The organism is Ensifer sp. ENS07 (assembly GCF_014852185.1).
Classification (GTDB): domain Bacteria; phylum Pseudomonadota; class Alphaproteobacteria; order Rhizobiales; family Rhizobiaceae; genus Ensifer; species Ensifer adhaerens.
Map to the genome: position 1 here is coordinate 103618 of NZ_JACVBE010000018.1, position 13839 is coordinate 117456.

Annotated in this window: 11 protein-coding genes; 3 read left to right on the top strand and 8 right to left on the bottom strand. The window is 63.7% G+C overall.

The window, feature by feature from the left end; all coding sequences use genetic code 11:
- Complete coding sequence (locus IB277_RS34000; RefSeq protein ID WP_060530325.1) at positions 1-1602, top strand: ABC transporter ATP-binding protein; 1602 nt, start codon at positions 1-3, stop codon at positions 1600-1602.
- 75 nt (positions 1603-1677) lie between these two features.
- Here IB277_RS34000 and IB277_RS34005 read toward each other — a convergent pair whose 3' ends face one another.
- The gene (locus tag IB277_RS34005; protein ID WP_060586231.1) at positions 1678-3039 is read right to left on the bottom strand and encodes a sigma-54 dependent transcriptional regulator; all 1362 of its coding nucleotides are present in this window, start codon (positions 3037-3039) and stop codon (positions 1678-1680) included.
- Positions 3036-4862 carry a sensor histidine kinase gene (locus IB277_RS34010; RefSeq protein WP_060601401.1) on the bottom strand — a complete coding sequence of 609 codons (1827 nt, stop codon included), beginning with the start codon at positions 4860-4862 and terminating at the stop codon, positions 3036-3038. Before IB277_RS34010 ends, IB277_RS34005 begins: the two co-directional genes overlap by 4 nt.
- A gap of 233 nt (positions 4863-5095) precedes the next feature.
- On the opposite strand from IB277_RS34010, the gene IB277_RS34015 reads away from it, so the two are divergent.
- Both IB277_RS34015 and IB277_RS34020 read left to right on the top strand, forming a co-directional pair.
- On the top strand, positions 5096-6025 hold the full coding sequence (locus tag IB277_RS34015) for a VOC family protein (RefSeq protein ID WP_034799621.1): 930 nt from the start codon (positions 5096-5098) through the stop codon (positions 6023-6025).
- A 155-nt stretch (positions 6026-6180) separates the two neighbouring features.
- The gene (locus tag IB277_RS34020; RefSeq protein WP_192372796.1) at positions 6181-6783 is read left to right on the top strand and encodes an alpha/beta hydrolase; all 603 of its coding nucleotides are present in this window, start codon (positions 6181-6183) and stop codon (positions 6781-6783) included.
- Here IB277_RS34020 and IB277_RS34025 read toward each other — a convergent pair whose 3' ends face one another.
- The 6 genes from IB277_RS34025 to IB277_RS34050 form a co-directional block, all read right to left on the bottom strand.
- Positions 6784-7896, bottom strand: a complete 1113-nt coding sequence (locus tag IB277_RS34025; RefSeq protein ID WP_192372798.1) for an ABC transporter permease — start codon at positions 7894-7896, stop codon at positions 6784-6786.
- A 1-nt stretch (position 7897) separates the two neighbouring features.
- The gene (locus IB277_RS34030; protein ID WP_034799624.1) at positions 7898-9046 is read right to left on the bottom strand and encodes an ABC transporter permease; all 1149 of its coding nucleotides are present in this window, start codon (positions 9044-9046) and stop codon (positions 7898-7900) included.
- Complete coding sequence (locus IB277_RS34035; RefSeq protein WP_192372800.1) at positions 9043-10773, bottom strand: ATP-binding cassette domain-containing protein; 1731 nt, start codon at positions 10771-10773, stop codon at positions 9043-9045. The genes IB277_RS34030 and IB277_RS34035 overlap by 4 nt, the downstream gene beginning before the upstream one ends.
- Entirely contained in the window at positions 10770-11777 is a 1008-nt protein-coding gene (gene hlyD, locus IB277_RS34040) for a secretion protein HlyD (protein ID WP_192372802.1), read from the bottom strand. The genes IB277_RS34035 and hlyD overlap by 4 nt, the downstream gene beginning before the upstream one ends.
- Positions 11774-12475 carry a CerR family C-terminal domain-containing protein gene (locus IB277_RS34045; protein WP_192372804.1) on the bottom strand — a complete coding sequence of 234 codons (702 nt, stop codon included), beginning with the start codon at positions 12473-12475 and terminating at the stop codon, positions 11774-11776. Before IB277_RS34045 ends, hlyD begins: the two co-directional genes overlap by 4 nt.
- Before the next feature lie 180 nt (positions 12476-12655).
- Positions 12656-13822, bottom strand: a complete 1167-nt coding sequence (locus tag IB277_RS34050) for an HPP family protein (protein ID WP_192372806.1) — start codon at positions 13820-13822, stop codon at positions 12656-12658.
- Positions 13823-13839 lie beyond the last annotated feature (17 nt).

Here is a 13839-nt window from a genome sequence, read left to right on the forward strand (position 1 = left end):
ATGGCAGATACCAAGGAAACCATCCTGGCCGTTCGCGGTCTCAAGGTGAACTTCTCGACGCCTGATGGCACGGTCGAAGCGGTCAAGGGCATCGATCTCGATGTGCGCACCGGCGAAACGCTCGCGGTCGTCGGCGAGTCCGGCTCCGGCAAGAGTCAGACGATGATGGGCATCATGGGTCTGCTTGCCAAGAACGGCACCGTGACCGGCTCGGCAACCTACCGCGGGCAGGAGCTCGTCGGACTGCCGGCTAAGGCCTTGAACCAGGTCCGCGGCGCGAAGGTCACCATGATCTTCCAGGAGCCGATGACCTCGCTCGATCCGCTCTATCCGGTCGGTCGCCAGATCGCCGAGCCGATCGTTCACCACCGCGGCGGCACGTTCAAGCAGGCGCGGGCGCGCGTGCTCGAACTGCTGGAGCTCGTCGGCATTCCGGAACCGGCGCGCCGCATTGACAGCTATCCGCACGAGCTATCGGGCGGCCAGCGCCAGCGCGTGATGATCGCGATGGCACTTGCGAACGACCCGGATCTGCTGATTGCGGACGAGCCGACGACGGCGCTCGACGTGACGATCCAGGCACAGATCCTCGATCTCCTGAAATCGCTGCAGAAGCGATTCGGCATGGCGATCGTGCTGATCACCCACGACCTCGGCATCGTCAAACACTTCGCCGACCGTGTCGCCGTGATGCGTCGCGGCGAAGTGGTTGAAAAGGGCACGACGGCCGACATCTTCGAACGGCCGCAGGCCGACTATACGAAGATGCTGCTTGCCGCCGAACCGAGCGGCCGCAAGGCGTCTCCGCCCGACAGTGCGCCGATCATTCTTGAAGGTCGCGACGTCTGCGTCGATTACCAGATCGGTGGCGGCCTCTTCCGCGGCGGCAAGTCCGTCTTCCGTGCGGTCGACAGCGTCAATCTGCGCCTGAAGGAAGGGCAGACGATCGGTGTCGTCGGCGAGTCCGGTTCGGGCAAGTCGACGCTCGGCCGCGCGCTTCTTCGGCTCCTGCCGAGCAGCGGCCACTACCGCTTCGGCACGACGGATATCTCCGGCTTCGACCGCGGGCAGATGCGGCCGCTGCGGCGCACCCTGCAGCTCGTCTTCCAGGATCCTTACGGCTCGCTTTCGCCACGGCGCACCGTCGGCGAAATCATCACCGAAGGCCTGCACGTGCACGAGCCCGAGCTCACCCGCGCCGACCGCGACCGCCGGGCGTCGGAAGCGTTGAAGGAAGTGGGGCTCGATCCCGCCTCCCGCAACCGCTATCCGCACGAGTTCTCGGGCGGCCAGCGCCAGCGCATCGCCATTGCTCGTGCCATGATCCTGAAGCCCAAGGTCGTCATCCTCGATGAGCCGACGTCGGCGCTCGACCGTTCGGTCCAGGGGCAGGTGATCGAGCTGTTGCGCGACCTGCAGCGCTCACACGGGCTCTCCTACATCTTCATCAGCCACGACCTTTCGGTGGTGAAGGCGATGTCGGACTACGTGATCGTCATGAAGAACGGCAAGATCGTCGAGGAAGGCGAGACCGATGCGATCTTCGAGGCGCCGAAGCAGCCCTATACCAAGACGCTGATCGGCGCTGCCTTCAACGTTTGAGCAGGCACAGGCCTTCAAAATTTAGCGGGGACGCGAGCGATCGCGTCCCCGTTTTCGTTCGCGGGCTCGGAAACGTCAGGTCTCGTTCTCTGCGGAGAAATCGGAAGCGACGAGTTTCTTGTCGAGCCCGAACTTCTGCATCTTCTCGTAGAGCGTCTTGCGCGAGATGCCGAGGGTCTCGTAGACCGGCTTCAGCGCGCCGCCATGGGCGGCGATTGCGCTGGCGATGAGGCCTTTTTCATAGGCCGCCACCTTGTCGGCAAGGCGGTTGCCGTTTTCCGATCGCGCGCTGTCGTCGGGAGCCGCATCGAGCCCGAGCACCAGCCGCTCGGCGGCATTGCGCAACTCGCGCACGTTGCCCGGCCAGTCGCGCTCGGCGATTTCGGCCAGCATCGATTGGGAGATCTCCACCTCATCCCGGCCGTAGCGAGCGGCCGACTCCCTGACCAGTTGCAGAAAGAGCAGCGGAATGTCGGCGCGCCGCTGGGCAAGCGAGGGGACGCGGAGCGTCGCGACGTTGAGGCGATAGAGGAGGTCCGCCCGGAAGCGCCCGGCGGCGACTTCCTTTTCGAGATCGACCTTGCTGGTGGCGATGAAACGGACGTCGAGCGGGACCTGCTCGTTCGATCCGAGCCGGGTGATGACGCGTTCCTGCAGCACCCGCAGAAACTTAGCCTGGAGGTCGAAGGGCATCGAGCCAATCTCGTCGAGCAGGATCGTACCGCCGCGACCATGTTCGAACTTGCCGTAGCGCGGACGGATGGCGCCGGGAAAGGCGCCGGGCTCATGGCCGAAGAGCTCGCTTTCGATCAGGTTTTCGGGCAGTGCGGCGCAGTTGATAGCGATGAACGGGCTGTTGGCGCGGGTGCTCAGATCATGCAGCGTGCGGGCCAGCACCTCCTTGCCGACGCCGGTATCGCCGATGATCAACGTATCGGCATCGGCCGCGCCGAGCGCGCGGATGCGGTAGCGCAGATCGACCATGACCTGGCTTCGACCGGGCAGCCGCTGTTCGATGTCGTCGCGCTTGCCGGCAACCGCCTTCAGCCGGCGGTTTTCAAGAACGAGCGCGCGCCAGTCCAGTGCCCGGCGGATCGTGCCGGCGAGCATCTGCGCTGCGAAGGGCTTCTCGACGAAGTCATAGGCGCCTTCGCGCATGGCCCGGACCGCGAGTTGCACATCGCCATGGCCGGTGACGAGGATGACCGGTACCTCCGCATCGATTTCGCGGATGCGCTGCAGGAGGGTCATGCCGTCCATGCCCGGCATGCGGATATCGCTGATCACCACGCCAGGAAAACTGTAGCTGATGAATTCGAGCGCGTGTTCGGCGGCCGAGAAGGTATCGACGCGGAAACCGGCCAGCTCGAGCGCCTGGGCGCTCGAATGGCGCACATCCTCTTCGTCATCGACGAGCAGGATCCGGCTCTCGATCATTCGGCGGCCTCCCGGGCATTGCTGTTTTCGGCAGCGAGTTCGATGCGGAACTCGGCGCCGCCTTCCGCAAGGTTAGTGGCGACAAGGCTTCCGCCGAAATCCTTGATAATGTTATAGGAAATCGAAAGGCCAAGGCCCAGCCCCTTGCCGACGCCCTTTGTGGAAAAGAATGGGTCGAAGATACGTTCGGCAATCGCCGGCGCAATGCCGGGGCCGCGGTCGCTGACGGTCAGCACGACTTTGCCGTCTTCCTGCTTCGCACGCAGGCGGATGGTGCGGTCGTCAAGGCCCTCGACGGCATCGGCGGCATTGGAAATGATGTTGACGAGCACCTGCTGCAGGCGGACCGAGCCGGCCCGGACGACGAGCGGTTCGTTGCCGAGATCGATGTCGATGGTCGCCGCCGCCGCCTTCAGCCGAACCGACACGATCTCCATCGTGTCGCGCACCACTTCCTCGACCGGGACCCGCCCGAGTTTCTCGTTCGGTTTGCGGGCGAAATTGCGCAGGTGCTTGCTGATCGCCGCCATGCGGTCGACAAGCCCGGAGATGCGGCGGATATTGTCCGTCGCCTCGTCGGACCGACCCCGCTCGATCAGCAGTGCGGCGCTGTCAGCATAGGTCTTGGCGGCGGCGAGCGGCTGGTTGAATTCGTGCGAGAGGGCGGCGGACATCTGCCCGAGCCCTGCCAGTTTTCCGGCCTGGATCAGATCGGCCTGCGTCCGTCGCAGTTGCTTCTCCGTCAGCCGCCGTTCGGCGATCTCTTCCTCGATCTGGCCGTTGACGCGGGCAAGGTCAGCGGTGCGTTCGTCTACGCGGCGTTCCAGCTCGGCCTGTGCTTCCGCCTGCATCGACAGGCGCTCGTTGAGCCGCGCGCGCCGCTGGAGAATGATGGCGACGCCGAGACCGGCAAGGCAGAGCAGAAGCAGAGCGGCGATAACAGTCGTCAGCGCCTGTGTTCGCACCGACGCGGTGTCGACCAGCACATTCACCGTCCAGTCGGCGTCGGGCATCCGCTGCGAAAGCATAAGGTATTCGCGGCTTGAGTTTTCGGCCGAGACGGTGAGGAAATGACGGTCGGACGAAACGCGCTCCGACACGGGAAGGGCATGTACGGTCGCATCGGCGTAGCGCCTGGAGGCCTCGGTTCGTGCAAGCCGGTCCGACGTCAGCGGCAGGATCGACGCGTAGCGCCATTCCGGATCGCCGGACATGAAGACGATGCCTTCCGGGTCGGAGACGAAGATCTTGTACTCGCCGCCCTGCCAGGACGCTTCGATGCGCTCGACATCGACCTTGAACACCATGACGCCGCGGATCTCGTTGCCGACCCGGATCGGGGATCCGAAAAAGTAGCCGCGTTTCAACGACGTGGTTCCGAGTGCATAGAACCGCGATTGCTCGCCGCGAAGCGCTTCCTGGAAGTAGGGCCGGTAGCTGAAATTCTGCCCAACGAAGCTCGTCGGCCCGTCATAGTTGCTGGCGGCGATGGTGTTGCCATCCGGCGTGATCACGTAGATGTCCGAGGACTGCAACAGGCCGTTGATGTCCTTGAGGTAGCTGTCGACGGCCTCCCGCAGTCGCCGGTCCCGTGGGCGGGTGACGAGCTCGCGGACATCGTCATGATCCGCGATCAGTGCCGGCAACGCCTGGTAGCGGTTGAGGTGGCCGTCGAGCGCGGTGACGGCGAGGCGCAGCGCCGTGGTCGCCTGAGCACCTGCCTCGCGCAAGTAGCTGTCGGTCGTGACCGCATAGCCTTTCCATGCCAGCATGGCTGCAAGCAGCGGCAACAGCAGGAACGCAAGGACCAAGCGATGTTTCACAGATATGCGCGCCCCTCCTCGCGTCGTTGCAGCAGATGCCGCCCGCCGATCTTAAGCATCGGGGCGAGGGCTCACAAGTCGCCGCTGCAACTCGCTTCTGTTGACGAGTTTTAGGTGTCGTCAACGATCTGTTGACAATGCGTTTGGTTGCGGCCGTCTTTCGCCGAGAAGCGGATAGGCGCATCTAAGACCCAACGGAGCGCCCGGTGGCGCCGGAAGAAAGGATCACGGCAATGCTCAATCAGATCAAGGGTCTGCATCACGTCACCTCGATGGCGGACGATGCGCGCGAGAACAACCTGTTCTTCACCAAGTCGCTCGGCCTGCGCCGTGTCAAGAAGACGGTCAACTTCGACTCGCCGGATGTCTACCACCTCTATTACGGCGACGAAGCCGGCACGCCTGGTACCGTCATGACCTATTTCCCGTTCCCGCAGATGCCGCGTGGCCGCGCCGGTACTGGCGAAGTCGGAACCACCGTCTTCTCCGTGCCCGAAGGTTCGCTCGGTTTCTGGAAAGAGCGGCTGGCGACGCTCGGCGCCACCGGTCTCAAGGATGAAGAAACCTTCGGTGAAAAGCGCCTGAACTTTGCCGGTCCTGATGGTGACGGCTTTGCGCTTGTCGAGGTCAGGGACGATGGGCGCACGCCCTGGACGGAAGGCGGCATTTCCGCTGATCATGCGATCCGCGGGTTCCATTCGGCAGCACTGCGCCTGCGTGACGAAGGTGCGACGGCGGAACTTCTGAAGTTCATGGGCTACGAAGAACTTGACCGCAAGGATGGTGTAACTCGTCTAATCGTTCCCGGCGGCAACGATGCCCGCGTCATCGACCTCGAAACGATGCCGAATATCGGCCGCGCCTCGCAAGGGGCAGGCTCGGTGCACCACATCGCCTTCGCGGTCGATAACCGCGAAAAGCAACTCGAGGTGCGCAAGGCACTGATGGACACGGGCTATCAGGTGACGCCGGTCATCGACCGCGATTACTTCTGGGCGATCTATTTCCGCACGCCGGGCGGCGTCCTGTTCGAGATCGCGACAAACGAGCCTGGCTTCGACCGGGACGAGGACCTCGCCCATCTCGGCGAGGCGCTGAAGCTGCCGCAGCAGCACAAGCACCTGCGCCCGATCCTCGAAAGTCACCTGCAGAAGATCGACTAAGACGCCAAGAAGGCTCGCCGCCGCGGCGAGCCTTCGCTACCCGATCTTGCACAGGTCGGTTCACAGTTTCGTCGAAACCGTGAAGTCAACGCTTTGAAATCAGGCAGGTTCGCACGAGGCTTCGACCCGTCGGAGGCCTGCCCCAGGAGACAAAAATGGTAGATCATGGCTATGTTCACAAGCTGAAGGCCGGAAAGCCCGGCCAGCCGATTTTCTTCGTGTTCCACGGGACCGGCGGTGACGAGAACCAGTTCTTCACTTTCGCATCCGAGTTGCTGCCCGACGCGACGATCGTTTCGCCACGAGGCGACGTTTCGGAATTTGGCGCCGCACGCTTCTTCAAGCGCACCGGCGAGGGTGTCTACGATATGGCCGACCTTGCTCGCGCCACCGAAAAGATGACGCGCTTCGTCAAGGCGCTGGCTACGGAGCATCAGGCTTCTCAGGTGATCGGCCTTGGTTATTCCAACGGCGCAAACATCCTTGCCAACGTGCTGATCGAAGGTGGTGTTTTCGACAAGGCGGTGCTGATGCATCCCTTGATCCCGTTCCGCCCGAAGGACAATGCGGGGCTGAAGGAGCGTAGCGTCCTGATCACCGCCGGCGAGCGTGACCCCATCTGCCCGGCGCCGCTGACCCAGGCGCTCGCGGACTATTTCCAGGGGCAGGGCGCGGCAACCGAGATCGAGTGGCATTCGGGCGGGCACGACATCCGCCAGAATGAAATCGCGGCGATCGCGCGCTTCCTGAAGGATTGATCACTCCAGCCGGCGACGGAAGAGCCAGGAGGCGGCCGAGAGGGTGACGATGGCGATCAGAAACAATGGGATCGTCTGTCGCGCCACCTCGACCGCCGGAATGTCCTTGAGGAACACGCCCTTCACGATCACGAGGAAGTAGCGCAGCGGATTGACATAGGTGATCGGCTGCAGCCAGGAGGGCATGTTCTCGATCGGCGTGGCGAAACCCGAAAGCAGCATCGCCGGCACCATGAACAGGAACGCGCCGAGGATCGCCTGCTGCTGCGTCATCGACAGGGCAGAAATGAACAGGCCGAGGCCGACGACGGAGGCGAGGTAGAACACCGCGCTGCCGTAGAGCAAAAGCAGCGAGCCGCGCAGCGGCACGCCGAAGATGAAGACGGCCGCCAGGATGTAAATGCTGATGTGGAAGAGGCCGATCATCATCGGCGGGATCAGCTTGCCGATCAGGATCTCGTGGGTTCGAAGCGGCGAGACCATCAGTTGATCGAAAGTGCCGAGCTCCCGTTCGCGCGCGATCGATAGCGCCGTGACAATAAGACCGATCAACAATGCGATGCTGGCGACGAGGTTCGGAACCATGAACCACTGGTAGGTAAGGTTTGGATTGAACCAGTTGCGGGCAACGACGGTGACCGCCCCCGATGCCATGCGCTTGCCGGTGGGCGTCTCGGCGGCAAGCGTGCCGACGATACGGCCGAGATAACCGGAGACGATCTGCGACGCATTGGAGCGGCGGCCGTCGAGGATGACCTGCACCTCCGCCGGCCGGCCGGCCTCGATATCGCGCGAGAAGGTGGGGCCGATTTCGATCGCCGCAATGACCTGCTGGGTGTCGATCGCCAGGCGCACCTCCTGCTGACTGTCGGTGAAGCGGATGCTTCGGAAGGTTGGCGAGCCGTCGATCCCCTCGATCAGATCCTGGCTCCAGTGGCCGTTGTCGCGGTTCAGCACCAGCACGTCGACATTCGTGACCTCCAGCGTCGCAGCGTAGGAGAACACCAGAAGCTGCAGGATCGGCGGTACGATCAGCACGGTGCGCCCCTTGGGGTCGCGCAGCACCGCCAGCAACTCCTTGACGATCAGGGCCTTCAGTCTCGTCCACCACATGTCAGCCGATCCTCTTGCGGGTACTGCGGGCGGCGAGCGCGAAGAACACGCTGCCGATCAGGAGCATGGCGGCAATGGACTTGCCGAACATCGGCCAGATGTCGCCAGCCAGAAACACCGTCTGCAGGCTCGGGATCAGATAGCGCGCCGGCACGATAAAGGTGATCCACTGGATGACCGTCGGCATCGAATTGATCTCGAAGAGAAATCCCGAAAGCAGGAAGGCCGGAAGAAACGCCGAAATCAGCGCGAGCTGCGAGGCGAGGAACTGGTTCTTGGTCGCCGCAGAAATCAACAGGCCCTGACCGAGCGCCGGCATCAGGAAAGTCGCTGACAGCGCGTAGAGCGCTGCGACCGAGCCGCGAAAAGGAACGCCGAAGAGGAAGACGGCAAGGAGGACGCAGAGCGTCATCGAGGTGAGCCCGAGAATAAAATAGGGCAGCAGCTTGCCGGCAAGGAGTTCGGCTGCCGAAACCGGCGTCGCCATCATCGCCTCCATCGTGCCGCGCTCCCATTCACGTGCAACGACGAGCGAGGTGAGCAGCGTCCCGACCAGCGTCATGACGATGGCGATCGAGCCCGGCACCAGGAAGTTCCGGCTGGTCAGCTCCGGGTTGAACCAGAAGCGCTGCTCGGCCGAGATCGCCGGCGGCCGGCCGGCGCTGTCGCTCAACCGCTGGCGCTCCCAATTGGCTACGGTCGCCTGCGCATAGTTCTGGACGAAGTTCGCGGTGTTGGGATCGGAGCCATCGACGAGCACCTGCAAGGCGGGGTGCCGACCGGCCGAGTAGTCGGCCACGAAGCTCTTGGGGATTACAACGATGCCGCGGACCCGGCCAAGCACTAGGTCTTCCTCGAACTCGCGGCGGTCCCGACCGACCGCCACCGTGAAATAACGCGAGGCCTGAAATCCCGCAGCGAGATCGCGCGTCAGCGGGGCCTCTTCTTCGACGACGAGGCCGATGCGGGTCTGCGTCGTGTCGAGCGAAACACCATAGCCGAAGAGAAACAACAGGATCATCGGCAGCACGAAGGCGATCAGGATGCTGCTCGGGTCGCGAACGATCTGATAGCTTTCCTTGCGCACCAACGCGGCAAAGCGTCTGGCTCTCGTGGCCCGGCCCTCGGTCGTTGCGGCGCGCGCGCTCATGCGGCCTCCTTCTCCTCCGAGCCTTGAACCAGAGCGATGAAGGCATCCTCCATGGTCGGGTCCGGAAGCTCGGGGCTGGCGACCTGCGCCTTCAATTCGTCCGGTGAGCCGAGCGCGATCGACCGGCCGCGATAAATCAGCGAAATGCGGTCGCAATATTCGGCTTCGTCCATGAAGTGGGTGGTGACGAGTACGGTGACGCCCTTTTCGACAAGGCCGTTGATGTGGGTCCAGAATTCGCGCCGGGTGATGGGGTCGACGCCGGAGGTCGGTTCGTCGAGAAACAGCGCTTCCGGTTCGTGCAATACGGCGCAGGCGAGTGCCAGACGCTGCTTGAGGCCGAGCGGCAGATCTTTCGCCGACATGTCGAGCAGGCGGGCGAAGCCGAAGATTTCCGTCATCAACTGGATGCGTTCGCGTTTGCGCGCGCCGGCAAGACCGTAGACGCCCGCAAAGAAGCTGAGGTTCTGGCCGACGCTCAAATCGCCGTAGAGCGAGAATTTTTGCGCCATGTAGCCCAGCCGGTTGCGTGCTTCCGCTGCGTCTCGCCGTAGATCGAAACCGGCGACGCGGCCTTCGCCGGCCGTGGGCTTCAACAGCCCGCACAACATCTTGAAGGTCGTGGATTTGCCGGCGCCGTTCGGGCCTAAGAGCCCGAAGATCTGGCCGCGTGGTATGTCGAAGGTGATCGCATCCGCGGCGGTGAAATCGCCGAAGCGTTTCGTCAGTCCTCGCGCTTCGATGACCGGCCGTTCGCCGTCGGTCGGGAAGGGGGTCTGGGTTTCCGCGAGCTTGGAGCGGCCGCCGGGACCGCCGCCCAACATGTCGATGAACGCATCCTCGAAACGTGGCGTGGTGGTCGCCACGCTCGATGCGGACGAATGTCCGCCCGGGGATGGCGGTTTGGTCCCTGGCTTCATGACCAGGCGGATCGCTTCGCCCTGGATGACCCCGTCGACGACATCGTCGTCGTCGAGATAGCTTGCGAGCTTCTGGCGCCGCCCATGGGTAATGCCGGATACCTTGAAGACGCGCTCGGCGACCCTGGCGGTCAATTCGGCGGGACTACCCGTGAACAGGAGCTTGCCTTCGTTCAAGAGCAAAACGCTGTCGCAGGCCTCTGCCTCGTCCAGATAGGCCGTGGACCAGACGACGCCGATGCCCTCCTTCGTCAGGTTTTCGACCATCTTCCAGAGATCTCGGCGCGAGATCGGGTCGACGCCGACGCCCGGTTCGTCGAGGAGAAGCAGCCTCGGCTTGCGCAGCAGGGCGCAGGCAAGGCCAAGCTTCTGCTTCATGCCGCCGGAGAGCTTGCCGGCAAGGCGGGTGGTGAAACGCTTGAGGTCGGTAAATTCGAGCAGTTCGTCGAAGGTCGCTGCGCGCTCGCCAAGCGGCAGGCCGCGCAGATCGGCGTAGAGATTGAGGTTTTCCTGAACGGAAAGGTCCTCATAGAGGCCGAAGCGTTGCGGCATGTAGCCGATGGCCGCCTGGATATCGGCAGCATTCGCCACCGTATCGAAACCGAGAACCTCGACCTTGCCTTCGTCCGGCACCATCAGCCCGGTCATCAGGCGGATCAGCGTGGTCTTTCCGGCGCCATCGGGGCCGACGAGCCCGGTGATCCGCCCGCCCAAGATTTCGCCAGCGATATGGTCGAGCGCCGGCGGGGCATCGCCGAAGCGCTTGACCACATCCGCGATGCGAACGAACGGCACCTCGTCGCTCATTGCGCGGCTCCAGCCTTTTCCGGCAGATGCACGGTCACGGGCATGCCCTGCCGGAGATCGGGGCCCGGCTTGTCGACAACGATGCGCAGGCGATAAACGAGATCGGTGCGCAGTTCCGGCGTTTCCACCGACTTGGGCGTGAATTCGGCGACCGGTGAAATGAACCCGACCGTCGCCTTGTAGCGGTGGTCCGGGGCGCTGTCGGACGTGACCTCGACGGCCATGCCGGGATGCACCCGGCCAAGGTCCGGTTCCGCCACATAGGCGCGCACCCAGACGGGTTCGTTCAGCGAGACGACGTAGACGGTGTCGGAAGGCGCGACGATGGCACCAGCCTCGCGCACCCGTGACAGGACCGTGCCGGCGCTCGGCGCGAACAGTTGGGTATCGGCAAGCGAGGTGCGGGCGCTTTCGAGCTTGGCTTCGGCGGCAAGCACCTGCGCCTGGGCGGCTTCAATATCCTCGATCCGGCTTCCCTCTTCGATGAGCGCCAAGGCCTCGCGGGCGGAGGTGGCGCGCGCTGCGGCTGCCGCCCTGTTGGCATTCGCCTCGTCGAGATTGGCCTGGGAGATGGTGCCGTTCGGGCGCAATTGCCGGGCGCGTTCATAAGCGAGATTGGCGTTTTCGAGATCGGCCAGACGTTCCTCATGGGTCGCGCGCGCCTGGGCGATCTCGGTCGGGCGTGCCCCCGCCCTCAGCTTTGCAAGGTTGGCCCTGAGCGCACCGAGATCGGCCTGCGCCGCGGCGACCGCCTGCTCGAACGGGACGGCGTCCAGCGTCGCCAGAACGTCCCCGGGCTTGACCACGTCTCCTTCGTCGACGCCAAGGCTTGCGATGCGGCCGCTGACGCGGAAGCCGAGTGAAACCTGCCGAATGTCGACATTGCCGTAGAGCACCGAGGTCTGCTCCGTGCCGATCCAGCCGAGCCGCTGCGGCACGTCGAACCACCAGGCACTGGCCGCGGCGCCGGCAAGCAATACAAGGGCTACTGCCGGCTTGTTCATGACCGGTCCTCCCGCTTGCTTCCAATGGCCGCGACCAGCTCGGCAGCATGTCGGCGCAAGAGGTCGAGCTCGTCAGGACCGACCGCCTGCCATTTCATCTGCCGAAGCACGGCTGCGTGGGCCATGCGGAAGACCAGGATGCTGCCGACGAAGGACAGGGTTTTCAGCCGGACCTGTTCCGATTGAGGAGGCTCGCCAAGGATGGTGGCAACCAGCCTGCCGGCCATGCCGATCATCGGGCCCATGACGTTGGAATAGACGCGCTCAAAGGCTTCCGTCGGCTCCATCTGTTCGCGGATGATGAAGCGCGCCCAGCTTTCGGACTGACGGCTCACGAAGAGGGCGACCATGTGCTGCGCCAGCTGGGTGAGCATGTCGCGGGCCTCCCGGGGTTCCAACGGCTGGCCTTGGCTGTCGAGGTGGGCAAGGCGAGCAAGAACCGCGTTTCGAAGGTCTGCGACGTGGTCGATGATGATCGAGGCAAGGTGCTCCGCAGCGGCGACGTAGAGGCCTTCCTTGCCGCCGAAGTAATAGGGGATTGCCTGGAGGTTCACGCCTGCCGTTTCGGCGAGCATGCGAGTGGTTGCGCCGTCAAAGCCGTAGCGGCCAAAGACGTCGATGGAACTGGTCAGCAGTTTCTCGCGGGTGACATCTCCGCGGTCCTGCTTGGTCGGGCGGGGCGAGGTTTCTTTTTTCATGACATACTGAAATTACATCATTCCAATGAATAAGTCAATCGAATGAATTTACGCGACGGATGACGACATGCCTTGAATCGATGAGGTCGTGTTGCAGAAAGCAAGTCGTACAAAGGTGCACAGCGGTTTTGCTGTGGCACTCTATTTTGCGGGCGAGGAACCTCCGGTGAAACTTTTGGCCTAAGCGACGTCGCGCTCTTCGCCCCGTTCGAGGCGGCGCTGAAAGAGGGCGGCGATGAGATCCGATTGGGTGACGACGCCGAGCAGCCGGTTATCCGGATCGACCACGGGCATATGGTGCAGCCCCATGTCGGACATCGGCGGCACGAGTTTGGCGATCATGGTTTCCGGTAGGGCGGATTGCACCTTACGGGTCATGATGTCGGATACGAGCCGTGGTGTTTTCGGCCCGAAGCCGATAACGTTTCCGAGCCGCTGGCGGATGCCGCCCTGCGATGTGAGCATTGCGTGTTTCATGAAATCGGTTTGCGTGACGATACCGACGAGGCCGTCCTTTTCAGTCACGACCGGTAGCGCCTTGATGTGATGCTTGATCAGGGTCTGCCAGGCCTGGCGCAAGGTCGTCTCGGGCGTGGCCGTGGCGACGTCGCGCGACATGATCTCGGCGCAGGTGATTTCGCCGGAGCGGCGGTTGAAGGCGCGGATCTGCGCCTGGTGGATCAACGCGTCGAGCTCTTCGGGACTGACGTCGACCACTTCACCATATTGGGCGAGAACGGCCTGCAGGTCTTCGGGGACGATGCCGAGCCTGTGCGTCGGCGCGGGGTCGCTCGTTCCATGCAGCGTCGGCGCCTGCGCAAGATGCGGGTAGCGGCGACCGGTCACGTTGTTGAACGCCAGCGCGATCAAGAGGATGACGACCGAATTGATGGCGACCGGCGACAGGACGAACCAGTAGCCCGCCTCGTGGATCGCCGGGCCACCGAGCACGGCGGTCAGCGCAACCGCCCCGCTCGGCGGATGAAGGCAGCCGAGCAGCAGCATGATCGCGATTGCGAGCCCGACGGCGACTGCGGCTGCGACGACCGGATCCGGGATCAGCAACGCCGCGGTCACGCCGATCAGCGAAGAGATGGTGTTGCCGCCGACGATCGACCAGGGTTGGGCGAGCGGGCTAGCCGGGGCGGCAAAGAGAAGGACGGCCGAGGCGCCCATTGGCGCGATCAGCAGCGGCAGGCTGGCGCCCGCCCCGAGGGCATAGCTGCTGATCAAGCCGGTAAGCAGGATGCCAAGAAGCGCGCCCAAAGACGCACGCAGGCGTTCCAGATGGCTGATCGGAACGAGCGATGGGATGAAACGCTTGATGTACGCGCGGGCCTTCGACATGGAGCCTCTCGGGAGGG